Annotated in this window: 24 protein-coding genes; 12 read left to right on the plus strand and 12 right to left on the minus strand. The window is 70.3% G+C overall.

Annotated features, from left to right (window positions below):
• Positions 1 to 23 precede the first annotated feature (23 nt).
• From H6693_10350 to H6693_10380, 7 genes are all read right to left on the minus strand, one after another.
• Positions 24 to 569: a hypothetical protein gene (locus tag H6693_10350; GenBank protein MCB9516584.1), complete on the minus strand. Its 546-nt coding sequence runs from the start codon at positions 567 to 569 to the stop codon at positions 24 to 26.
• Positions 550 to 1,188, minus strand: a complete 639-nt coding sequence (locus tag H6693_10355; GenBank protein ID MCB9516585.1) for a hypothetical protein — start codon at positions 1,186 to 1,188, stop codon at positions 550 to 552. Before H6693_10355 ends, H6693_10350 begins: the two co-directional genes overlap by 20 nt.
• Positions 1,185 to 2,666, minus strand: a complete 1,482-nt coding sequence (locus H6693_10360; GenBank protein MCB9516586.1) for a hypothetical protein — start codon at positions 2,664 to 2,666, stop codon at positions 1,185 to 1,187. Before H6693_10360 ends, H6693_10355 begins: the two co-directional genes overlap by 4 nt.
• Entirely contained in the window at positions 2,663 to 3,703 is a 1,041-nt protein-coding gene (locus H6693_10365; GenBank protein ID MCB9516587.1) for a type II secretion system protein GspG, read from the minus strand. Before H6693_10365 ends, H6693_10360 begins: the two co-directional genes overlap by 4 nt.
• 14 nt (positions 3,704 to 3,717) lie before the next feature.
• Positions 3,718 to 4,914, minus strand: coding sequence for a type II secretion system F family protein (locus H6693_10370; GenBank protein ID MCB9516588.1), 1,197 nt, complete (start codon positions 4,912 to 4,914; stop codon positions 3,718 to 3,720).
• Positions 4,911 to 6,587: a Flp pilus assembly complex ATPase component TadA gene (tadA, locus tag H6693_10375; GenBank protein ID MCB9516589.1), complete on the minus strand. Its 1,677-nt coding sequence runs from the start codon at positions 6,585 to 6,587 to the stop codon at positions 4,911 to 4,913. Before tadA ends, H6693_10370 begins: the two co-directional genes overlap by 4 nt.
• An 87-nt stretch (positions 6,588 to 6,674) precedes the next feature.
• A complete protein-coding gene (locus H6693_10380; GenBank protein MCB9516590.1) occupies positions 6,675 to 7,343 on the minus strand; it encodes a prepilin-type N-terminal cleavage/methylation domain-containing protein in 669 nt (222 codons plus the stop codon).
• A 179-nt stretch (positions 7,344 to 7,522) separates the two neighbouring features.
• On the opposite strand from H6693_10380, the gene apaG reads away from it, so the two are divergent.
• Positions 7,523 to 7,903, plus strand: coding sequence for a Co2+/Mg2+ efflux protein ApaG (gene apaG, locus H6693_10385; protein ID MCB9516591.1), 381 nt, complete (start codon positions 7,523 to 7,525; stop codon positions 7,901 to 7,903).
• Positions 7,904 to 7,953: 50 nt separating this feature from the next.
• Positions 7,954 to 8,757, plus strand: a complete 804-nt coding sequence (locus tag H6693_10390; GenBank protein ID MCB9516592.1) for an SDR family oxidoreductase — start codon at positions 7,954 to 7,956, stop codon at positions 8,755 to 8,757.
• A gap of 54 nt (positions 8,758 to 8,811) precedes the next feature.
• Here H6693_10390 and H6693_10395 read toward each other — a convergent pair whose 3' ends face one another.
• Positions 8,812 to 10,281 (minus strand): OmpA family protein, encoded by a 1,470-nt coding sequence (locus H6693_10395; protein MCB9516593.1) that lies wholly within the window; start codon positions 10,279 to 10,281, stop codon positions 8,812 to 8,814.
• A gap of 173 nt (positions 10,282 to 10,454) precedes the next feature.
• Between H6693_10395 and H6693_10400 the strand changes: the two genes are divergently transcribed.
• From H6693_10400 to H6693_10410, 3 genes are read left to right on the plus strand one after another with little or no spacing between them, the layout of a single operon-like run.
• Complete coding sequence (locus H6693_10400; protein MCB9516594.1) at positions 10,455 to 11,021, plus strand: sigma-70 family RNA polymerase sigma factor; 567 nt, start codon at positions 10,455 to 10,457, stop codon at positions 11,019 to 11,021.
• A 14-nt stretch (positions 11,022 to 11,035) separates the two neighbouring features.
• On the plus strand, positions 11,036 to 11,305 hold the full coding sequence (locus H6693_10405; protein MCB9516595.1) for a hypothetical protein: 270 nt from the start codon (positions 11,036 to 11,038) through the stop codon (positions 11,303 to 11,305).
• Position 11,306: 1 nt separating this feature from the next.
• The gene (locus H6693_10410) at positions 11,307 to 12,137 is read left to right on the plus strand and encodes a mechanosensitive ion channel (GenBank protein ID MCB9516596.1); all 831 of its coding nucleotides are present in this window, start codon (positions 11,307 to 11,309) and stop codon (positions 12,135 to 12,137) included.
• 60 nt (positions 12,138 to 12,197) lie between these two features.
• Here the strand turns inward: H6693_10410 and mscL are convergent, their stop codons facing one another.
• Positions 12,198 to 12,593 carry a large-conductance mechanosensitive channel protein MscL gene (mscL, locus tag H6693_10415; protein ID MCB9516597.1) on the minus strand — a complete coding sequence of 132 codons (396 nt, stop codon included), beginning with the start codon at positions 12,591 to 12,593 and terminating at the stop codon, positions 12,198 to 12,200.
• 188 nt (positions 12,594 to 12,781) lie between these two features.
• On the opposite strand from mscL, the gene H6693_10420 reads away from it, so the two are divergent.
• Positions 12,782 to 13,594 carry a mechanosensitive ion channel gene (locus H6693_10420; GenBank protein ID MCB9516598.1) on the plus strand — a complete coding sequence of 271 codons (813 nt, stop codon included), beginning with the start codon at positions 12,782 to 12,784 and terminating at the stop codon, positions 13,592 to 13,594.
• A gap of 58 nt (positions 13,595 to 13,652) precedes the next feature.
• Positions 13,653 to 14,699: a DUF3078 domain-containing protein gene (locus tag H6693_10425; GenBank protein MCB9516599.1), complete on the plus strand. Its 1,047-nt coding sequence runs from the start codon at positions 13,653 to 13,655 to the stop codon at positions 14,697 to 14,699.
• 10 nt (positions 14,700 to 14,709) lie between these two features.
• On the opposite strand, the gene H6693_10430 is transcribed toward H6693_10425, so the two are convergent.
• Entirely contained in the window at positions 14,710 to 15,618 is a 909-nt protein-coding gene (locus tag H6693_10430) for a DMT family transporter (protein MCB9516600.1), read from the minus strand.
• 156 nt (positions 15,619 to 15,774) lie between these two features.
• Between H6693_10430 and H6693_10435 the strand changes: the two genes are divergently transcribed.
• From H6693_10435 to H6693_10445, 3 genes are all read left to right on the plus strand, one after another.
• Positions 15,775 to 16,476, plus strand: coding sequence for an SDR family oxidoreductase (locus H6693_10435; GenBank protein ID MCB9516601.1), 702 nt, complete (start codon positions 15,775 to 15,777; stop codon positions 16,474 to 16,476).
• Positions 16,477 to 16,560: 84 nt separating this feature from the next.
• On the plus strand, positions 16,561 to 17,463 hold the full coding sequence (locus tag H6693_10440; GenBank protein ID MCB9516602.1) for a hypothetical protein: 903 nt from the start codon (positions 16,561 to 16,563) through the stop codon (positions 17,461 to 17,463).
• A gap of 2 nt (positions 17,464 to 17,465) precedes the next feature.
• Complete coding sequence (locus tag H6693_10445) at positions 17,466 to 17,933, plus strand: hypothetical protein (GenBank protein MCB9516603.1); 468 nt, start codon at positions 17,466 to 17,468, stop codon at positions 17,931 to 17,933.
• Between the two features lie 64 nt (positions 17,934 to 17,997).
• On the opposite strand, the gene H6693_10450 is transcribed toward H6693_10445, so the two are convergent.
• Together H6693_10450 and H6693_10455 are read right to left on the minus strand one after the other, a co-directional pair.
• Positions 17,998 to 19,002 (minus strand): OmpA family protein, encoded by a 1,005-nt coding sequence (locus H6693_10450; protein MCB9516604.1) that lies wholly within the window; start codon positions 19,000 to 19,002, stop codon positions 17,998 to 18,000.
• Between the two features lie 99 nt (positions 19,003 to 19,101).
• Positions 19,102 to 19,284: a YegP family protein gene (locus tag H6693_10455; protein ID MCB9516605.1), complete on the minus strand. Its 183-nt coding sequence runs from the start codon at positions 19,282 to 19,284 to the stop codon at positions 19,102 to 19,104.
• A 178-nt stretch (positions 19,285 to 19,462) separates the two neighbouring features.
• Here H6693_10455 and H6693_10460 point away from each other — a divergent pair, with 178 nt between their 5' ends.
• A complete protein-coding gene (locus H6693_10460) occupies positions 19,463 to 20,344 on the plus strand; it encodes a hypothetical protein (GenBank protein MCB9516606.1) in 882 nt (293 codons plus the stop codon).
• Between the two features lie 40 nt (positions 20,345 to 20,384).
• Positions 20,385 to 21,665, plus strand: coding sequence for an MBL fold metallo-hydrolase (locus tag H6693_10465; protein ID MCB9516607.1), 1,281 nt, complete (start codon positions 20,385 to 20,387; stop codon positions 21,663 to 21,665).
• The last annotated feature ends 452 nt before the right edge of the window (positions 21,666 to 22,117 follow it).

The raw sequence follows: 22,117 nt of genomic DNA on the forward strand, positions 1-22,117 counted from the left end.
GTCCTTTCGACCCGCGGTCCGGGTCAGCGCAGCGAGATGGGCGCGCCCACCGCGCCGCCGCTCTTCTTCTGTTCCACGGGGAGGAAGCGCGTGGAGCTTCCGTCCCGAAGCGTGACGCCCTTCTCGCCGATGGACTCCACCACGTAGCCGCCCACGCGCTCGCCGGCGGAGACCACGTGGCCGTCCACGAGGGCGGCGGGGGGGCCGTTGCCCACGAAGATGGCCGTGCACTCGAGCCGTGGGCCGCTGCGACGCGGGGCCGGGGCGCTGCGCGCGGCGCTGGGCCGCGAGGCCGTCAGGTAGGCGAAGGGATTGCGGTCGACGTCGCCGCGCGGCGCGGGCCAGGCGCGTTCGACGCCGCCCTCGAGCTGACGCTCCAGCGCGCCGGTGACGCGCGCCAGGTCGGGCGGCGGGGCCAGGGCCTCGTCCGCGAAGGACGCGCCGGCCACGCGGGGCGCGCCCTGCGGAAGGAACTCCCGCAGATTGACGGCGACCATGACGGCCAGCACCAGCAGCACCAGCGCCATCACGCGCGGATCCTGGGTGATCCTAGTTCCGGGCCTGGACATAGTACTCCAGCTCCATGTCGACGTTGACGCCCCGGCTCCCCCGCCGCGCCCGCAGGGCGCGCACGGTGACGGCGCGGTCCAGGCTGCGCAGCGCGTCGCCGAAGCGGGCGAGGTCGCGGTAGTCGGCGTCGAAGGTCAGGCGCAGCCGGTGCGCGCGCAGGTCGCAGCCGGGCAGATCCGCCGCGCTGAGGTCGAGGGCGTCGAGCAGGTTGCCGAACTCGGCCGGGTCGCCGCCCGCGACCAGCAGGCGGCCTTGTCCGCCCTCGCCTTCGGGCGGCAGCACCCGCAGCTGCACGGGATCCACGCCGCTGCTGTTGGCGGCCGTGGCCACCTGCAGGAAGAGCTCCTGCAGCCGCCGCTCGCGCGGAAACAGGCGCTCGAAGCGCGCGCCTTGCTCGCGCTCCCACTGCCCCGCGTCGGCGGTGAGGAGGGCGCGGCCGCCGCTCCAGCCGCCGAGCGTTTCGATGCGCGACTCCAGCGCGCCGATCTCGCCGCTGTTCTGACGGCTGTCGCGCAGCGCCGGCCAGACCAGGAAGGCCAGGGCCAGCGCCCAGAGCAGGCCCGCGCCGGCCAGCACCGCCGCGCTGCGGGAAAGACGCTTGCCGGCGACAGGGCTCATCCGCGCGCCTCCGGGCTCAGGTGGTAGCGCAGCGTGAAGGTCACGCGCGAGCGCACGCCGCGCTCGTCGCGTTCGCCGTCGATCTGCAGGGTCTCGGGCTCCTCGCCGCCGTCGAGGTAGGGGGAGTCCGCGAGGGCGTCGTGGAAGCGCAGGAACGCGTTCTGCGCCGCCTCGCCGCTCTCGCCGCGGCACTCGCCGCGCAGCACGAGGCTGTAGGCGCCGGCCTCGTCCTCGAGCAGGTCGAGGTCGACGAGCTGCACCGCTCCGGGGATGCGCGCGGCCAGGTCGCGCAGCAGGCCGCCCAGGGGCAGGCGCTGCGGCGAGTAGCGGTCGATCTGCTGCTGGCGCGCGAGCAGGCCCAGCTGCTGGAGGTAGGCGCGGGCCGTCTCCTCGGCGGCTTCGCGCCCGTGTTCGAGCTGCACGCTCTGGCTGTCGATGACGCCGGCCTGCACGCGCCGGGTCAGCTCGCCGCCGCCGCCCAGCAGCGGCAGCAGGCCCAGGGCCAGCGCCGCGCCGCCGGTGGCGAGGTAGTGGCGGACGCGCCAGCCGGCGCCGTCCTGACGGCGTGGCGGCATGACGTTGAAGGGCGCGCCCTCCAGCGCGGCGGCCGCGCCGGCCAGCACGGGGAGGAACTCCCAGGCCGCGGCGGCGCCGTCGACGATGAAGCGGCGCTCGGGCTGCCAGAGCTCGGCCACGGGGCCGTCGGACTGGCCGAGGCGCAGCACCAGCGGCTCGGCCAGCTCGGGATCGCCGCAGACCAGCACGCGCTGCACGCGCGCGGCGTGGTCGCCCTGCTGAGCGAAGAAGTGGGAGCGCTCGATCTCGGTGAGCAGGCGCTCGAGGTACTCGCTGCGGTCCGCGCCGCCGGAGAGGTCCGAGGGCAGGGTGCGCACGAGCAGCGGGCCCGTGGTGTCGCCGATGACGAGGTACTGGTCCTCGCGGCCGAGGAAGACGAGGTTCCACGCGCCGGTCTCGGGATCGCTGAGCGCGAGCTCGCGGCGCAGGAGGACGTCCAGCGCCAGCGCCTGCGGCAGCGCCTGGCCCGGCCGCAGGTCGAGGGGCGCCAGGGGTTCGAGCAGCGAGACGAGACTCGGGCGCTCGAGCGCGAGGCCCGTCACGGCGGGGCGCGTGCCGGCTGCCTTGCCGCTGCTGCGGCGCATGACGTCCACGACCCACTGCTGCTCGCTGCCGCCGCGCTGCTTGCGCACGAGACCGAGCACGGCCAGGCGCAGGAGCTGCGGCTTCATCTCGGGCAGGCGGGCGTGGATGAGCTGGCAGCTGTCGTTGGGCAACAGCAGCAGCGCGCGACGGCTGGCGCGGGCCAGCTCGCGGCCGTGCGGGGTGGCGCCGGGACGGCCGGCGGCCATGGACTCCAGCCAGTTCACGCGGTAGCTGTTGCCGTCGCCGCGGCCGAGGGACAGGGCCCAGTAGCCGTCCGCGTGGGGAGCCAGGCAGTAGCCTTCAGCCTTGCCGATCAATAGCTCACCCCCGCGGGAAGGTTGTCGCCGGCGGTCCAGCCGTCCAGGTCCGGACCGCCGCTGAACACCGTGCGCGTGCCCACGTTGACCAGGTAGGCCTGGCCCCACTCGTCCAGGTCGTAGTCGCCGCCGAGGCCGAGATCCGTGCGGATGGCGGTCCAGGGGCGGCTCAGGTCGAGCCCCGGGTCCGCGTCCACCAGCGCCTGGATGTCCAGCAGCTCCTGCTCGGTCGCGGAGAGCGTGCTGCCGCCGGTGGGGATGGCGCTGCTGTTGACCTCGAGCTGCAGGTCGTCGCCGCCGCCGTCCGCGTTGACGCGGTCGGGGCCCGTGCTCCAGATCAGCAGACGCCAGTCGCTGCCCACCGCCTCGACGCGGGAGCGGTAGCTCTCGTGCCAGTCGTCCTCGAAGCTGTCGTCGTCGAAGCCCGGGTCCAGGTAGCTGCCGGAGAGGTCGGCGAGCGCCAGGGGAAAGCTGCCGTGGTCCTGGTAGTAGCGGCGCGCGGCCTCGGCCATGGACTCCAGCTCCGCGACGGAGGCGAGGCGCTTCTCGCGGTTCAGCGGGCTGGCGCTGACGAGCAGGGCGAGGTCGTCGCAGTCGTCCGCGCGGGAGAGATCCCAGGCGCCGCTCACGCGCAGCTCCACGGCGTGATTCGCGCCGCTGGAGGCCACGATGAGATCGGCGGCGCCGGCGGGGGTCACGCTCGGCGAGAGGTCGTAGACGTAGGGCTGGCCGAAGGCGTCGGTGCTCACGTCGCGCGTGGGGTCGTCGCCGCCGGATTCGTAGTAGGGACCCTGCCAGCCGCCGGGACCGGCGATGCCGACGAGGGCGGCGAGTCCCACCGACTCGGGCGGGAAGGCGCCGACGTCCGCGTAGTAGGCGAGCAGCGCGCCGCGCAGGCGGTCGAGCTCGCGGCGCGTGGCGTCCTCGCGCGCGGCCACGAGCTGGCGGTGCGCCATCGGCGCCACGGCGCCCAGCATGATGCCGATGATCGCGATGGCGATGATCACCTCGAGCAGCGTGAAGCCGGATCTGCTCATGCGCGTCGGGCTCCTCATTTCGTGATCTGCCCCTGGATCTGGAAGATGGGCAGCAGCATCGACAGCGCGCTGACGGCGATCAGCGCGCCCAGCAGCACGATGATCAGCGCCTCCAGCACCGTGAAGAGGCGCTTGATCGCCCGCGGCAGCTCCTTGTCCAGGTAGTCGGCGGCCTTGGTCAGCGTGGCGTCGAGGTTGCCCGACTGCTCGCCGACGCTGATCAGCCGCTTGAGCAGCGGCGGGAAGTTGGGGCTGCCCGCGAAGGCGCGGGCCAGGGTGTCGCCGCTCACCACGCGGCGGCGCGCCTCGGCGATCTCCGCGGCGACGACGCTGTTCGTCACCACGCGCTGCAACAGGGTCAGCACGCGCAGGATGTCCAGGCCCGAGCCGAAGAGCATGGCGAAGTTGCGCGCGAAGCGCGACAGCGCGAGCTGCCGGCGGAAGCCGCCGATCACGGGCAGCGACAGCGTGAGGCGATCGAGCTCGTAACGGCCCCGCTCGCTGCGTTTGACGAGGCGCAGGCCGATCACCAGCGCGGCGACGCCGCCGACCAGGAAGGGCCACCAGTGCTGGAAGAAGGACCCCACGGCCAGCACGCGCAGCGTGAGCGTGGGCAGCTCGTAGTCCAGCTCCTGGAAGACCGACATGAAGCGCGGGATGACGAAGACCACCATCAGCAGGAAGAGCCCCAGCGTGGCCGTTGCCAGGATGCCGGGGTAGAGCAGCGCCTGCTTGATCTTGCCCTGCAGGTCCGTGGACCACTCGAGGTAGGTGACGAGCTCGGCCAGCGTCGCGTCCAGGTTGCCCGAGCTCTCGCCGGCCGACACGAGGGCCAGGTAGAGCTCGGGGAACACGTCGGGATGATGGCTCATGGCCTCGGCCACCTGGCTGCCGCTGCTGATCTCCTCGCGCAGGGCCTTGATCACGGCGCCGAAGCGCTGGCCCGACATGCCCGCCTCGACGTCGCGCAGGGCCTGGATCACGGGAATGCCCGCGCCCAGGGACGTGGCCATGTGCAGCGTGAAGTCCAGCAGATCCTGGCGCCGGATGCGGCCGCCGCGGCCGAAGAGGCCGAAGGTGGGGCGTCCCGACAGGAGGATGAGATTCTGCGCGGAGAGCTCCTGCGCCAGCGCGCTCACGCTGGGCGCCTGACGAAGACCGGTGACGGTCTCGCCGGCGAGGCTCAGGGCGCGATAGCGGAACTCCCTCATGCCACCACCCGCATCATCTCGGCCAGGGTCGTCTTGCCGCGCAGGACCTTGGCGAGGGTGTCCTCGCGCAGGCTGCGCATGCCGTCCGCGCGGGCGGCGGCCACGATCGCGTCCACCGGCGCCTGCTCGGCGATGAGCCGCCGCACGGCCTCGGTGGCCTGCAGGTACTCGAAGACGGCCAGGCGTCCCTTGTAGCCGGTGTCGTGACAGGAGGGGCAGCCGCGCCCCTCGCTGAAGACGGGGTTCTCGAGCGCGGCGTCGTCGAGGCGCAGCAGCTCGCGCTGCTCGGCCGTGGGTTCCACGCTCACGCGGCAGACCGGGCAGATGGCCCGCACCAGGCGCTGCGCCACCACGGACACCAGCGTGGCCGAGAGCAGGTAGGGCTCGACGCCCATGTCCACGAGGCGGGGGATCACGCCCACGGCGTCGTTCGTGTGCAGCGTGCTGAAGACCAGGTGGCCGGTCAGAGCGGCGCGGATCGCCAGGCTGGCCGTCTCCTGATCGCGGATCTCGCCCACCAGGATGATGTCGGGGTCCTGGCGCAGGATCGCGCGCAGTCCCTTGGCGAAGGTGAAGCCCTGGGCGTTCTGGATCTGGCCCTGGTTGATGAGCGGCAGCTCGTACTCCACCGGGTCCTCGAGCGTGATCATCTTCACGTCGGGCGCGTTGAGATGCTGCATGGCGGAGTAGAGCGTGGTCGTCTTGCCCGAGCCGGTGGGCCCGGTCACGAGGATGATGCCGTTGGGGCGGGCGAGGTCGCGCTTGAAGGCGGTCAGCGTGGACTTGCCCATGCCCAGGCCGCTGAGGCCCACGAGCAGGTTCTGCTTGTCCAGCAGGCGGGACACGAAGGTCTCGCCGTGGACGGTGGGAAAGCTCGACACGCGCATGTCGATCTTGCGGCTCTCGTGCGTGAAGAGGATGCGCCCGTCCTGGGGCACGCGCGACTCGGAGATGTTCATCCCCGCCATGATCTTGAAGCGCGTGGTGACGACGCTCTGCAGCTCCTTCTGGAGCGAATGGCCCTGGAGCAGGCGGCCGTCGATGCGGTAGCGCACGCGGATGACCTTCTCCTCGGGCTCCACGTGGATGTCCGTGGCGCCGGTCTCCACGGCCTTGCCGAGGAGCAGGTCCACCAGGCGCACGAAGGGCGAGTCGCCCTCGGCGGCGCGGGAGCCCGCGGCCAGGCTGGCGCGGCTCGCGGCGAGGGCCTTGTCGATCTTGGCGTCGATGTCGCTGCGGCTGCCGAAGTACTGCTGCAGCGTCTCGGCGATGTCGCTCTCGGTGGCGTGCACCACCTCGATGTAGTGGCCGGTCAGGCGGCCGGCGGCGTCGATGCAGTCCAGGTCCAGGGGGTTGGCCATCGCCAGGACCAGCGTCTTGCCGCGGACGGCGATGGGAAAGACGTGCTGCTCCTCCGCGAAGCTGGACGGCAGCAGGTCCACCGCCTCGCGCTGGATCCACTCTTCCTTGAGCGAGACGTGGGGGACGCCGGCCTGCCCGGCCAGGATGCGCGCGATCTCCTTCTCGGTGACCACGCCGAGGCGCTGGAGAATGCTCCCCAGTTTCTCGCCGGTCTGGCTCTGTTCCTTGAGGGCGAGCTCGAGATGCTCGGGGCTGATCAGCCCGGCCGACAGGAGGATGTCTCCCAGCCGCCCCGCGCTCTTGGTCTCCATCGCTGCTCCCGCCGTGCTCTCCGTGCGCCCGACGGCCCCGGCGCCGAAACGCCGGGGCGCGGACCCGGAGGAGGAGGTCGATCCGAACTAGAAGCGGCTGGCCCGCTGGACGATGAACGCGATGTCGTCGCCGCCGGCCTGCTCGTCGAAGACGCCGTCGTCGAAGCTCGTCTCGAAGGTCTTGTTGGGACCGGCCGAGACGATGAGGATGTTGTGCATGTCGAAGTTCTCCGTGCCGGTGCCGCTGAGCGCCGGCCGTCCGTAGCGCACGTTCACGAGGTAGGGCGATCCCCAGGGATCGAGCTTGACCTCGGAGAGGTAGGGACCGTTCCAGCCGGGCACGCTGAGCGGGTTCTGGCTGGCGGTGTAGAGCGTGGGATTGGTGGCCGTCATGTTGCGGATCAGGTAGTCGGTCAGGGTCCCCGCCTGGCCATAATTCCGCCACCGGTTGGAGCCGGTGACCGCGGATGTGCCAGCGGGGATCCCGTTGTTGCCCCCCCCGAGGCTGGAATTGCCCACCAGGCGGTTCAGCGTGCCGCCCGTCGGGGAGGTGAAGGGCCACTCGCCCACGTCCTTGTAGAAGTTCAGGATCGCCGTGCCGATCGCCTGGACATCGCTCTGGGCGCGGGTCACCTTGCCCTGCTTGATGTTCTGAACCAGCGGCGGGGCAATGGCCACGGCCATGATCGCCACCAGGGCCACGGCGATGATGACTTCGATCAGGGTAAAGCCGTCGTTGCGCTTGAAGGGGTGCATCGACCATCCTCCGGTTGGGTTAACCTCCACCCCCCTCATACCCTTCCGGACAGGGTCGGGGTGTCGCGGGCACAACAGCAAAGCCCATTCCAAAAGGGAGACGTTCCGGGAAGCACGGGATGTCCCGGGACAGGAAGCGCCCTGTCGCGCCGCGGCGGGAAGCAACGGACAGGGGTCACATGAGCGACGTGGATGGAAAGATCGAGGTGACGGCCGAGGCCTTCTACCTGCCCCAGCGCTCGGCGCCGGAGCAGGGCTACTACTTCTTCGCCTACCGCATCCGGATCCGGAACGCGGGGGAGGCGCCGGCGCAGCTCCTCGAGCGCCACTGGATCATCACCGACGCCGCCGGGCAGGTGCAGGAGGTGCACGGCCCGGGGGTGGTGGGCGAGCAGCCCCGGCTGGAGCCGGGCGAGGAGTTCGTCTACAACAGCTTCTGCCCGCTGCCCACGCCCCTGGGCTCCATGCGCGGCAGCTACACGATGCAGCGCGACGACGGCGAGCGCTTCACGGCGCCGATTCCCGTCTTCACGCTGGCCACGCCCCACAGCCTCAACTAGGCCGCTCACGGCCGGAAAGGACTCGCGTGCAGGACTTCTTCGAAGACGGCATCCTCGACGGACGCGCCGCCCTCGTCACCGGCGGGGGCACCGGGCTCGGTCTCGAGATCGCCCGGCTCCTGGCGCGGCTGGGGGCCAAGGTGGCCATCGCCAGCCGCGACCCGCAGCACCACCACGACTTCCTCGCCGACGCCGAGCGCGAGGGCTGGCGCGCGCGCGCCGAGGTCTGCGACGTGCGCGAGCCGGACACGGTGCGCGAGGTGGTGGAGGCCGTGGCGGCGGACTTCGGCGGGCTGGACGTGCTCGTCAACAACGCGGCGGGCAACTTCATCCGCCCGGCGCTCGCGCTGCCGCCCAAGGGGTGGCGCGCGGTCATCGACATCGCGCTGTCGGGGGTCTTCTACTGCTCCCAGGCGGCCGCGCGGGTGATGCGGCTGCAGGAGGGGGGCGGGTCGATCGTCAACATCATCGCGCCCTACGCCTGGACCGGCGCGCCCGGGGTGGTGCACTCGGTGAGCGCCAAGGCCGGCGTGCTGGCCATGAGCAAGAGCCTGGCGGTGGAGTGGGCGCGCTACAAGATCCGCGTGAACTGCGTGGCGCCGGGACCTTTCGACACGGAGGGCGCGGCGTCGCGGCTCTGGCCGACGCCCGAGATGCGCGCCGAGATCGAGGCCGGGGTGCCGCTGGGCCGCTTCGCGAGCACCGAGGAGGTGGCCCGCGCCACCGTGTATCTGGCGACGCCCCAGGCGGCCTACATCACCGGGGCCACGCTCACCGTGGACGGCGGCTTCTCGCTGGGCAAGGGTCTGGGCGGGGAGCTGGATCCCGAGAGCGTGCCGCGCCGCCGGGGCTGAAACAGAGGCGGCGGGAGCCTTCGCCCCCGCCGCCTGCGTCCGTTCGCGCCGCGTCTAGTTGCTGTAGATGCGGTGGATCTCCACGCGACGGTTCTGCGCGCGTCCCTCGTCCGAGCCGTTGGAGGCGATCGGGAAGCGCTCGCCGTAGCCCACCGCCCGCATGCGCTGGATGTCCACGCCCTGGGTCACCAGGTAGTCCCGCACGGACTCCGCGCGGCGCAGCGAGAGGCGCTCGTTGAAGACCGCCGAGCCGCTGCTGTCGGTGTGGCCCTGGATCTCGATCACCACGTCCGGGTAGGCCAGCAGGCTCTTGGCCACGTCGTCGAGGATGCTCTGCGAGTCCAGCGTGAGCTGGTCGCTGCCCTTGACGAAGCGGACGCCCTTCAGCACCAGCGCCTCGGTGATCTCCTTGACCACGGGGCAGCCCCGCTCGTCCACCTCCACGCCGGCCGGCGTGTTGGGGCAGGCGTCGCTGAGGTCGGGCACGCCGTCGCCGTCGTTGTCCGGGTCGGGGCAGCCGTCGTCGTCCTGGAAGCCGTCGACGTCCTCGGCGTCATTGGGACAGCCGTCGTTGATATCCGCGATGCCGTCGCCGTCGTTGTCCGGGTCGGGGCAGCCGTCGTCGTCCTGGTAGCCGTCAAGGTCCTCGGCCACGTCGGGGCAGCGGTCCAGGGCGTCGGCGATGCCGTCGCCGTCGTTGTCCGGGTCGGGGCAGCCGTCCTCGTCCTGGAAGCCGTCGAAGTCCTCGGCCTGGCCGGGGCAGCGGTCCAGCTTGTCGGGGATGCCGTCGCCGTCCTTGTCCGTGCTGCCGAAGAACCAGGTGAAGCCGAAGAAGCCTTCCAGCATGCCGTTGTTCGCGTCGACGGCCGTGGGGCCGAAGATGTCGTCGGCGCTCAGGCCGACGTTGTCGAGCTTGCTGGCCGGGTAGAGGTGGTAGCGCCCACCCAGCCACAGCGAGAAGCGCGGCGCGAGGAACCACTCCAGGCCGCCGGTGAACACGCTCGTGAACTGGGTCGAACTGAGCTGCTTGAGCTTGCCGTCCTCGTCATAGCCCTCGAGGATCGAGCCGCCAGGAAAGAGGCCGCCGAAGCCGTCCTGGTTGCGCATGTCCTTGACGCGGAAGCCCGCCACGCCCAGATCGAGGCCGAGGAAGGGCGAGGCCGCCTTCTCGGGCAGGAAATGATAGAGGAGGCCCGCCCGGAGCTCCCAGATCGTGGTGTAGATTTCGCGCGTGGCCTTCCACGAGAAGCCGGCGTCCTCGTCCGGCGCGGACACGGCCGGCCGCGACCAGAGCGTCTTGAAGGCGCCCTCGACGCTGAGCGTCGGCGAGAGGCCGTAGCGCAGGTGCAGGGCGTAGTTCGGATTGACGTCGCTGTAGTCGTGCTCGCCGCCGGTTAGCTTCATGGCGGCGGCCTCGAGGCCGAGACCGAAGCGGCCGCTCACGTCCTCCGCCCGCGCGGGGCCGACCGTGGCCAGCGAGCAGAGCAGCGGCAGGGCGCACGCAAGGCGCAGCAGGCTTCGCATGATCCTCTCCCTCCGTTTCAGGACCGTGCGCGTTATAGCAGAAAGCGCGGGGCATGAATAGCAATTGTGGGGCCGCGGCGGCTTGACGCCCCCTCCGCGGATGGCCAAGATGACCCCCCGAGTGACTTCCCGCGCGTGACCGTGTCCTTGATCTGCGGAGGCGAGAGGGGCCCATGGAGGACGACGCGACGCTGGTGGAGCGCGCCCAGCGCGCCCTGCCCGGAGACCTGCGCGCCTTCGAGACGCTGGTCGCCCGGCACCAGTCCATGGTGCTCGGCAACTGCCGTTCGCTGAGCGGCTCGGCCGACGACGCCGAGGATCTGGCCCAGGAGGTCTTCGTGAAGGCCTACTTCGGCCTGCCGAGGATCGAGCAGCGGGCCAGCTTCGGGGCGTGGCTGAAGCGGATCAAGGTCAACCACTGCCTCAACTTCCTGCGCGGGAAGCGCGGGCGCCAGCACGTGGACGTGGACAGCCCGGAGACCCAGGACGAGCCCGCCCTCCAGGTGCCGCCCAGCGCCCACGCCGAGCTGCTGGCGGGCGAGGAGCGCCGGCGCATCCAGGCGGTGCTGGACGCGATGCCCGAGACCCTGCGCGTGGCCCTGCTCATGCGCGACCTGGACGGCCTGGCCTACCAGGAGATCGCCGAGACCCTCGGCATCGGGCTCTCGGCGACGAAGATGCGCATCAAGCGCGGCCGCGAGGAGTTCCGCCGCCTCTACGACGGCCTCCCGGCCTCCTGACGCCGAGGGATGGAATGAACGACGAGCGCGACACCCTGCACGACGACGAGGACGCCAGCCTGGGCGCCCCGGTGACGGAGCTCGCCGCCCTGGTCGCGCCGCCGGCCGATGGCGAAGGCGCCGGCCGCCTGCTGTCGCGCGTGCGCGGGCGGATCAACCGCCGTCAGCTCACCGCGTCGACCCTGGACGTGACCCTCATGGGCATGTTCAGGACCTTCTTCGAGTTTCTGTCGCTGTTCATCCAGGCCCTCGCCGGCGGCGGGGACCGAGACCGGGAGCGCTAGCATGGGGACGGACTTCGGCCTCCGGGCCACCTTCGAGCAGGTCCTGTCGAGCCTCGTGGGGGCCGTCGCCGACTTCGTGCCGCGGCTGGTGACGGCCGTGATCGTGATCCTCTTCGGCCTGCTGGTGGCCAAGATCGCCGAGCGCGTCGTGCGGGCGCTCTTCGAGCGGCTGCGGTTGAACCACCTGCTCCAGCGCGTCGGGCTGAGCGACACCCTGCAGCGCTTCGGGCTCAGGGACAGCCCCGGCCGGCTGCTGTCGCGGACCATCTACATCCTGCTCGTGATCCTCTTCGTCCAGAGCGTGGCGCGGGCCGTGGGCCTGGACGCCATCGCCGAGGCCATCTCGAGCTTCTTCCGCTACCTGCCCAACCTGGTGGCGGCCTTCCTGGTGCTGCTGCTGGGCATGATGGTCTCGCAGTTCATGGGGCGCACGGTGGCGCGCTCGGCCGAGGAGGCGGGCGTGGACTTCGCCCCGCTGCTGGGGCGGATCGTGTCCTCGCTGCTGCTCTTCGTGGTGGGGCTGATGGCCATCTCGCAGCTCAGGATCGACACGGAGATCGTGCGGGCGGTGGTCCTGGTGCTGCTCGCGGGCTTCGCGCTGGCCTTTGCGCTGTCCTTCGGGCTCGGCAGCCGTCAGGTGAGCCGGGACATCCTGGCGGGCTTCTACCTGCGCAAGCTGCTGAGCGCCGGCGACGAGGTCGAGGTGGCCGGGACGCGCGGCACGCTGGCGGGCATCACGGCCGTGCACACGCTGATCGAGGTGGACGGGCGGACGGTGAGCGTCCCGAACCGGCAGTTCATGGACGAGCGCGCGGGCTACCGCCGCGACTAGAAGCGCCGCGAACCCCTGCGAAGGGCCCGCGGCGCCGGGACGTGAGCGAGGCGTCGACCGCTACTTGTTGCGAAGCAGGTCGCGGATCTCGGTGAGCAGCACTTCCTCGCTGGAGGGCTTCGGCGGCGCCGCGGGCGCGGCCTCCTCCTTCTTCTTCAACCGATTCATCCACCGGACCATCATGAAGATGGCGAAGGCGATGATCAGAAAGTCCACCACCGACTGCACGAAGGCGCCGTACTTGAGCATCACGGCCTCGGCGTCGGGGGTCGCCTTCTTGAGCGTGAGGGCCAGCGAGGTGAAGTCCACGCCGCCCAGCAGCATGCCGATGGGCGGCATCAGCACGTCATTGACGAATGAGGCGACGATCTTGCCGAACGCACCGCCCATGATGATACCCACGGCCATGTCCATCACATTGCCTTTGACGGCAAAGGACTTGAACTCCGACATCATGCTCACAAGAAATCCTCCTCTGGGTCGCGTGTTGCAAAACTGCTAACGTTTGCAACCGCGGGATATTGCGCGGCATTCTAGTCTGCGTGGCAAGGAAAATCAACACCGCGCGGCGAGGGCAGCCCGGCGGTTGACACTTCGGCCCGCGGCCCTAGATTGGCTCTACGACGAAGGGAGAGCGCATGGACATGAATCAGATCATGGAAACACTCGCCCAGTTCGCCACGACCTACGGGCTGAAGGTGATCGGCGCGATCCTCATTCTCATCGTGGGCCGCGTCGCCGCCGGGCTGGTCCGCAAGGGGATCGTCAAGGCGCTCGGCCGCGCGCAGATGGACGCGAGCCTGAGCCGCTTCTTCGGCAACCTGGCCTTCGTGGCGGTGATGACCTTCGCCGTGCTGGCCTCGCTGTCGAAGTTCGGGGTCGAGACCACGTCCTTCGTCGCCGTGCTCGGCGCGGCCGGCTTCGCCGTCGGTTTCGCGCTGCAGGGCTCGCTCGGCAACTTCGCGGCGGGCGTGATGCTGCTCGTCTTCCGTCCGTTCAAGACCGGCGACTACATCGAGGCGGGCGGCGTGGCCGGGACGGTGAAGGAGGTCCAGCTCTTCAACACGGTGCTGGACACGCCCGACAACGTGCGCATCATCGTCCCCAACGGGGGCATCTACGGCGGCGTGATCAAGAACTACTCGCACAACGCGACGCGCCGGGTGGACATCCCGGTGGGCATCGCCTACGACGCCGACATCGGCCGCGCCATCGCGGCCATCAGCGACACGCTGCAGAAGGACGGCCGCGTGCTGGCCGAGCCCGCGCTGCAGGTGCTGGTCACGGACCTGGGGGATTCCAGCGTGAACCTCGCGGTGCGCTTCTGGACCCAGGCCGGGGACTACTGGCCTTCCAAGTTCGACATGGTCCGCGCGGTGAAGGAGCGCCTCGACGCCGAGGGCATCGAGATTCCGTTCCCGCAGCGGGTGGTGCATCTCACCAAGACCGCCGATTGACGGCGGCGACGCCGGCCTCGAAGCGGGCGCCGGCAACTATCCCTGGAGGAGGATGAGGATGAACTCTCGGAACCTGTGGCGCGTGGGCGCCATCGTCGCCGTGCTCAGCCTGGCCGCCGCGTCCGTCGCGCTGGCCGAGGAGGAGCAGCGCGTGCTGGAGCTGGGCAAGTACTACCCCTCGGCGGAGACGGGCCTGAACGTCACGCAGAGCAGCTACAGCAACAACTGGAACGGCGGCGACAAGGGCTCCATCGTCTGGACCTGGAACTTCAACGGCAGCCTCGAGAACCAGCTCAACCCCAAGACCAACTGGCTGAGCACGCTCAAGCTGGCCTTCGGCCAGACCCACCAGCAGGTCATCGACGCCCAGGGCGATCACCAGTGGGACAAGCCCGACAAGAGCACGGACCTGATCGACCTCGAGACGATCTTCCGCTTCACGCTCGGCGGCTACGTCGATCCCTTCGTCTCCGGCCGCCTGGAGAGCCAGTTCCTCGACGCCAGCGACCCCAACGGCCGCACCCTGGCGCTGAACCCGCTCAAGTTCAAGGAGTCGGCGGGTATCGCGCGGCAGTTCATCAACGAGGAGGAGCGCAGCCTGCTCAGCCGTCTCGGCTTCACGCTGCGCCAGAGCCGCCGCAGCTTCTTCGAGGACAACGATCCGGCCGGCGGCTTCGGCGACGCCACCAGCTCCGAGTCCACGAACGACGGCGGTCTCGAGTTCATCACCGACTACAAGAACCGCATCCTGGACGACAACGTCGCCTGGACCTCCAAGCTCGGCTTCTACCAGCCCCTCTTCTTCTCGGCGAAGACCGACCTGGAGGGCCTGGATCTGGCCGGCCTGGGCCTGGATCAGGACCTGGCGAACTTCAGCACCACGCTGGACATCGACTGGGAGAACATCTTCACGGCCGAGATCACCAAGCACATCTCGGTGAACCTCTACACGCGCTGGGTCTACGACAAGTACGACAACAGCGTGGCGCCGAAGTTCGACGGCGCGGGCGACCTGGAGAACCCCGGCGCGCTGGCCGCGGCCGTGCGCAAGGCGGGGCAGTTCAAGCAGACCCTGTCGCTCGGCTTCAACTACCGGCTGTACTAGTCGCCGGTGTTCACGGCGTGGGCCCAACGAGGGGCGGGTCTTCGGATCCGCCCCTCTTTCGTGCGCGGCGGGGACGGCCCAGCAGCTGCGTGGACAGCATGCCCGCCAGCATGAGCCCGCAGCCGGCCAGCCCGCGCCCGCCGAGCCGCTCGCCGAGCAGCAGCCAGCCGCCCAGCGCGGCGAAGACCGACTCCAGGCTCAGCAGCACGGCCGCGTGGCTGGGCGGCGCCTGGCGCTGGGCCAGCACCTGCAGCGTGAAGGCGACGCCCGTCGACAGCACGCCCGCGTAGACGAGTGGCAGGGCCGCCTCGAGCAGACCCTGGTGCTCGCCGCGCTCCATGAGCAGCGCCGCGCCCAGGCTGAGCAGCGCCACCAGGGCGAACTGCTGGAAGGCGATGAGCAGCGCGTCGAAGCGCTCCATCAAGCGGCCGATGATGAGCACGTGCATCGCCCAGATCAGCGCTCCCGCGAGCACCAGCAGGTCGCCGTGGCTGAAGCGCATGTGACGGTTCAGGCTCAGCAGCGCCAGCCCCCCCGCCGCCATCACGGCCCCGAGCCAGGTGCCCCAGCCGGTGCGGCGGCCCTCCATCGCGCCGAGCACGGGGACCACGATCACGTAGAGCCCGGTGATGAACCCGCCCTTGCCCGCGCTCGTCGTCACGAGACCCCACTGCTGCAGCGACGCGCCGAGAAAGAGCGCGAGCCCCGCCTGGGCGCCGCCGGGCAGGGCGGACAGGAAGGCGCCCCGCCGCCGCGCGGTGAGGAAGGGGACGAGCACCAGCGCCCCCAGCGTGAAGCGCACCGCGTTGAAGGTGTAGGGGCCGACGTGGGACATCCCCGCGCGCTGGGCCACGAAGGCCAGGCCCCAGATGAGCGCGGCGAGCAGCAGCAGCAGATCGGCCCTGTAGGTGAGCTTCACGGGACCTCCGAGCGGAAGGCGGGTAGCATAGCGGCTGCCCCCGCGCCTGTCGATGGCTTCGCGGTGCCGCGTCTATGTCCTGGACGCCCGCCCGGGCTCTGCTAGACTGCGCGCGCCGGGCCTGTCGCCCAGGCCACAACAACCGCTGGAGGCAGCATGAACCTGAAGGACGCACGCGCACTGGTGACCGGGGGCAGCGAGGGGATCGGCTACGCCATCGCCGAGGCCCTGGTGGCCAAGGGCGCGCGAGTGGCGATCATGGGCCGTGACCAGGCCAAGCTCGAGGCCGCGGCGGAAACCCTCGGCGCGCTGGCCGTGGTCGGCGACGTGGGCGTGGAGGCCGACGCCGTGCGCGTCACCGCCACGGCGATCGAGCAGCTGGGCGGGCTGGACATCCTCGTCAACAACGCGGGCTTCGGGCACTTCCTGCCGCTGGTGGACATGGCCGTCGACAAGTTCGAGGCGGTGTTCCGCACCAACGTGACCGGCGCCATGCTGATGGCGCGCGAGGCGGCGCGGCAGTTCGTGGATCAGGAGAGCGGGCACATCGTGAACATCTCCTCCACGTCGGGACTGGCGGGCGGCAAGTACTCCACGGCCTACTCGGGCTCCAAGTTCGCGCTGAAGGGCATGACCGAGTGCTGGCGCGCGGAGCTGCGTCCCTACAACGTGCGGGTGACGCTGGTCAATCCGAGCGAGGTGCAGACGGCCTTCTTCGCGAAGCTCGGCCGCCAGCAGGAGCTCTCGGACAAGAAGCTGCGGCCCCAGGAGATCGCCGACGCCATCGTGGGCGCGCTGGAGATCGACGACCGCGGCTTCATCCCGGAGTTCTCGGTTTTCGCGACCAATCCCTGGTAGGGCCGCCGCCCTTGCGGCGGCCCGGACTTGGCGCTAGCATCCCCGAACGCCCGACGGCAATCCCCTCACGCCAGGCAGGTCGTCATGTCCTCCAGTCCCCGTCATCCCCTCTGGCTGCGCGCCACCCTCTGGGTCGCGGCCGTGATCCTCATGCTCGCCGCGGTGGTCTACCAGCGCGAGACGGGCCCCACCTATCCCCACAAGGGCAGCTTCGCCCTGGGCGGCGCCGAGCACAGCTACGCGCTGGTGCGCAGCGACTGGTCCGAGCGCACCAACGACGCGGCCGTGGTCAGGATTCCCGACCCCGGCGCGGGCGCCACGGCCACGCTGCACTGGAAGCGCTATCGCACCCAGGATCCGTTCGCCGCGGATCCCATGACCCGCGCGATGGATGACGACAAGGCCGTCTTCGAGGGACGCCTGCCCGCCCAGCCCGCGGCGGGCAAGCTGGAGTACTACGTCACGGTGGACGGCGGCGGGCAGAGCCAGCGCCTGCCCGAGGTGGAGAACGTGGTGATCCGCTTCAAGGACCACGTCCCCGCCTGGATCCTGATCCCGCACATCATCATGATGTTCTTCAGCGTCCTGATCGGCATGCGCACCGGCCTGGCCGCGATCTTCGCGCCGGGCAGCATGCGCCGCTGGGCCTGGGTGGCGCTCATCGGCATGACGGTGGGGGGCATGGTGCTGGGGCCGATCGTCCAGAAGTACGCCTTCGGCGAGTACTGGACGGGCTTCCCCAACGGCGGCGACTTCACCGACAACAAGATGCTCTTCATGTGGCTGTCCTGGGTCTTCGCCTGCGCGGTGCTCGGCTTCAAGCCCAAGCGCAACGAGCTGATCCCGCGCGCGGCCGTGCTGCTGGGCGCGGCGGTGATGACGGCCGTCTACCTGATCCCGCACAGCATGGGCGGCAGCGAGCTGGACTACAGCGCCGTGGAGCAGGGCGTGGATCCGGCCGACGCCATCCGCACCGGCAAGCACTGACGGTGAGCGCGGCTCAACTGCATCTCCTGCTGGTCCACCTGCCGGTGCTGGCCTGCCCGGCGGCGGCGGCGCTGCTCATCGCCTCGCGCATCGCGGCGAACGAGACGCTGCTGAAGACCGCCTGCGTCACGCTCGTCCTGGGCACCCTGGCCGCCACCGGCGCCTACTTCTCGGGTCCGCCGGCCTACGAGAGCCTTCAACTCGCGCCGGGGCCCACGCGGGAGCTCGTGGAAGCCCACGCGGCCCTGGGCAAGGGCGCTTTCATGGGGCTCGTGCTGCTGGGCCTCGCCGCGCTGCTGGCGCTGCTGCAGTATCCCCAGGGCGAGCGCCCCGCGCCCTGGCTGCGCTGGACGCTGCTGGCGGCCTCGTTGCTGCTCGCCTGGCTGCTGGCCTGGACGGCACATCAGGGCGGCCTGATTCGCCACGAGGAGCTTCGCGCCCTGCGCCTGCCGCTCTTCCCCCGGCTCTGAGTCCACGAAAAAGCGGCCGCCCCCTGCCGGGGACGGCCGCCGATCGCTGTCGCGGGATCCGAGGCTACTTCTTGAGCACTTCGCGGTTCAGCACGCTGAACTCCACGCGGCGGTTGGCCGCGCGGCCGTCGGCCGTGCCGTTGTCCGCGATGGGCTTGTCCTCGCCATAGCCCATGACCGTGTACTGGCCGCCCTTGATCGTGGGGAACTTGGCCTTGAGGTAGTCGAGCACGGCCTGCGCGCGCGCCTGGGACAGGGCCTGGTTCTTGGCGGCGGCGCCGCTGGAGTCCGTGTGGCCGCCGATCTCGATCTTCAGCTCGGGCCACTCCACCAGGGTGCGGCCGATCTCGTCGACGATGGGCTTGGAGTCCGCGGTCAGCTCGGAGGAGCCCGAGGCGAAGCGGATGTTCGAGGTGCGGATCATGCCCGTGTCGAGGAGCTGCTGCGCCATGGCGGTGTCCGCCTTGCGGGGGCAGCCGTTGGCGTCGACGAGGGTGCCGGCCGGCGTGCCCGCGCACTGGTCCAGGCCGTCGGGGACGCCGTCGCCGTCGCTGTCCATGGGGCAGCCCTTCATGTCGACGGTGGCGCCCTTCGGGGTGTTCGCGCACTGGTCGAGACCGTCGGCCACGCCGTCGCCGTCACTGTCCTTGGGGCACCCGTACATGTCGACCATGGCGCCGGCCGGCGTGCCGCCGCAGCGGTCGATGCCGTCCATGACGCCGTCGCCGTCGGAATCGCTGGGGCAGCCGTTCATGTCGACGCTGGCGCCCTTGGGCGTCGCCGCGCACTGGTCGAGACCGTCGGGAACGCCGTCGCCGTCCGCGTCCATGGGACAGCCGTTCATGTCGACCATGGCGCCCATCGGGGTGTCGGGGCAGAGGTCGGTGCCGTCGGGGACGCCGTCGTGGTCGCTGTCCATGCTGCGGCCGAAGGGCCAGGGCCAGCTCAGGTCGTGGACCACTTCACCGGCCTGGGCGCGCATCTCCGCGCGCTGGGCCGAGTCGGCCAGCGCGGGCAGGGCGATGAGGCCCATCAGCGCGAAGAAGAGAACCCACTTCGTCATCTGCATCTCGTCTCCTTGTCGAGTTGTGCGCCGGGCCGGACGGCCGGACGCGGGGTCCTGGCGCGGGCGGTGACGGGCGCGCCACCGCCCACCAGAACCGGGAAGCTAATCGTTGGAATCAACGACCTTCGCGTCGGGCGCGTTCTTCTTGATGGACTCGATGCCGTTCAGGCAGGCGTCCTTGCTCTTGTAGCCCTCGCCGACGGCGATGACCTGTCCATTGGCGGCCTTCAGGCGGAAGCGGAATTCGCCCGCCTTGTCGGTGTAGATCTCAAACTTGCCGGCCATGTCGACCTTCCTTTGCGAAATCAGCCATTGCTGCTAGATAGTGACTGCGGGCCCCGGCGTTGCCGCCGGCGCGGACGTGCGTGGGCCCTGCCGCGGGCCGTCACGTCACAGTGTCCGTTTAACAGACCGAAGGCCCGAAGGGAAGTCACATACTATGAGCGAATCTCGAGGTCAATGCATGTTCGGACTGCGCGGGGCCCGGGCGGCCATGCTGATAGTTGTCGTTTTTGTAACGGGTTGCGCGGGCAGAACAGTGATCGACGGCGCCCCGCTTGCCGCCGGTGGCGCGTCCGCGCCGAACATCGACGGCGCCGCCTCGGACTGGCAGGGGCGGCTCCAGCACGTGGAGTCGGCCGGGATCAGCGTGGCCGCCACGCGGGACGCCGACTACGTCTACCTGGTGCTGGCGACGAACGACCGGGGCCTGCAGGGCGCGATCCTGCATCGCGGCCTCACGGTCTGGCTCGACGGCGCGGGCGGCAGCGAACGGCGCCTCGGCCTGCGCTACCCCACGGGCCTGGCCGATGCCTGGGGCGAACCCGTCCGCTGGCCCGGGCGCGGGAAGGCGGGGGGCGATGGCGAGGCCACGACCCGCCCCGGCTCCGGCGCCCCCGACGACGAGGTCGCCCGCCGCGAGCGCATCGCCGCCGAGATCGCCGCCCTGCCCGCGGAGTTCCTGCTCTTCCGCGGCGACGAGGACTCGGGGCGCCTCGTGGGCCTCGACGAGCGCGCCGCCCCCGGCCTGGCCCTGGCGCTGGGCATGGAGGGCTCGCGGCTGGTCTACGAGCTGCGCTTTCCGCTCCGGTCGACGCCGGGCGCCATGCTGCCCGCGCTGGGACTCAGCGGCGGCACCCTGGGCGTGGGGCTGCAGCTGACCGAACCCGCGGGCGACCGTCCGCGGCGCGGCGGCGGGCCGGGCGGCGCGATGGGCGGCATGGGCGACGCCCCCGGCGACTTCTCGCCCCCCGAGCGCACGGGTCCGCCGCCGGACTCGCACGAGCGCTACCGCGGGGACCTGCCCAAGCTGGACACCTGGCTGGAAGTGAAGCTGGACGGGTGACCGGCGGCGAGAGAGGCGAACCGACGCTCAAGGAGGAGCCATGAGCCCGATCATTCGCGAGCAATACGCGGCGAAGCCCGAGACGCCGGTCTACTCGAAGGCCGTGGGCGGCAGCGCGATCAACAAGATCCTGCTGGGGACCTGGGCGGGCGTCATGCAGGACGACGGCGGCGCGCGCGTCCGCGTGAGCACCGCCGGCCCCGACGGCTGGATTGCCCGGGACGACCTGCGCGACAGCCTGGGGCTGAAGCTGTTCTTCATCGACGTCGGCCAGGGCGACGGCATTCTGGTGGAAGCTCCCGGCATGCGCCTGCTCGTCGACAGCGGACCGAACACGAACCTGCGCCGCTACCTGCGCGGCTACCAGTACAGCTACCTGCTCGGCGCCGGCGCGCCCATCCACTTCGATGCGGTGTTCGTCTCGCACTTCGACGCGGACCACTTCGCCGGCTTCGCCGACCTGCTCCGCGACGAGGACTTCTCCTTCGGCACGATCTACCACAACGGCATCGCGCGCTTCAGCGCGAGCGCGAGCAGCCGGCCCGCCGGCCACAACACCGACCTGGGCCGCATGAGCGACGGCGTGCTGCGCACCAGCTTCGACGACCTCGACGACGCGCGCGACCTGCTGGCGGAAGGCGGCCTGCAGAGCACCTTCAGGAAGTTCCTGGAGGCGGTGGACGCCGCCCACGGGCAGGGACGGGTGGAAGCCCTCCGCCGGCTTACCGTCCGCAACGGCCACGTGCCGGGCTTCAGTGCGGGCAAGGACCTCACGATCGAGGTGCTGGGCCCCGTGCCGCGGCGGGCCACGGGTCACATCGACTGGCCGTGGTTCGACAGTTCGTCGAAGACGCGCAACGGCCACAGCCTGGTACTGAAGTTGAACTACAGCGAGGACGGCGGCGAGGGGAAGAACGTCCTGCTCGGCGGGGACCTCAACGCGGACGCGGAGGAGCACCTGCTCGCGCACTACGGCGACGCGAATCCCTTCCAGGTGGACGTCGCCAAGAGCTGTCACCACGGCTCGGCGGACTTCACCGTCGACTTCATGCGCCGCGTGAATCCCTTCGCCACGGTGATCTCGTCCGGCGACAACGAGTCCTACTCCCATCCCCGGGCCGACGCCCTCGGCTGCGCCGGCCGCTACAGCCGCGGCAGCCGCCCCAAGGTCTTCTCCACGGAGCTGGCGCGGTCGGTCAGCTCGGGCGGGGACATCCTCTACGGCATGATCAACTGCCGCACGGACGGGAAGCGCATCGTCATGGCGCAGATGAAGGAGAAGCGGACGGGCGCGGACATCTGGGACTCGTACGAGCTGTAGGACGGGGGCTATCGCCTGGCCAGGCATCGACTTGGAAAATCGTTGGGACCGGTGTGGATTTTCCGGAAAATCCACAGGAGCGGCCGAGTCGGGCGCAGGGCGCTGGGTTCCCCCAACAAAAACCCGCCCTGAGGGCGGGTCGCCTTTGGCCAAGGTAGCGGCTCAGGGATTCGAAAACTGAAACAGGAATTCTGAGCAATCACAGAAATCCATGCGGCACACGGAGTTCCCTTGATTTGCAATGGGTTACGGGAGTCTAGCGACTGCAAGCGAGTGTAATCGAGTTCCACTGGATTCTACTGAGTGCGATTAGGTCGGGAACGAGATGGGAACGCCCCCCCCTATTGCGAACGGAATCGCTTCCACTCAAGCCAATCCATACTCTGCTAGGCCTGACGAAAAACCTGACTATGCCAAATTAGCAGGGAACGCGGCTTTGAAGAAACTGGCTT

It is taken from the genome of Candidatus Latescibacterota bacterium, assembly GCA_020633725.1.
In the GTDB taxonomy this organism is placed as follows: Bacteria; Krumholzibacteriota; Krumholzibacteriia; order JACNKJ01; family JACNKJ01; genus VGXI01.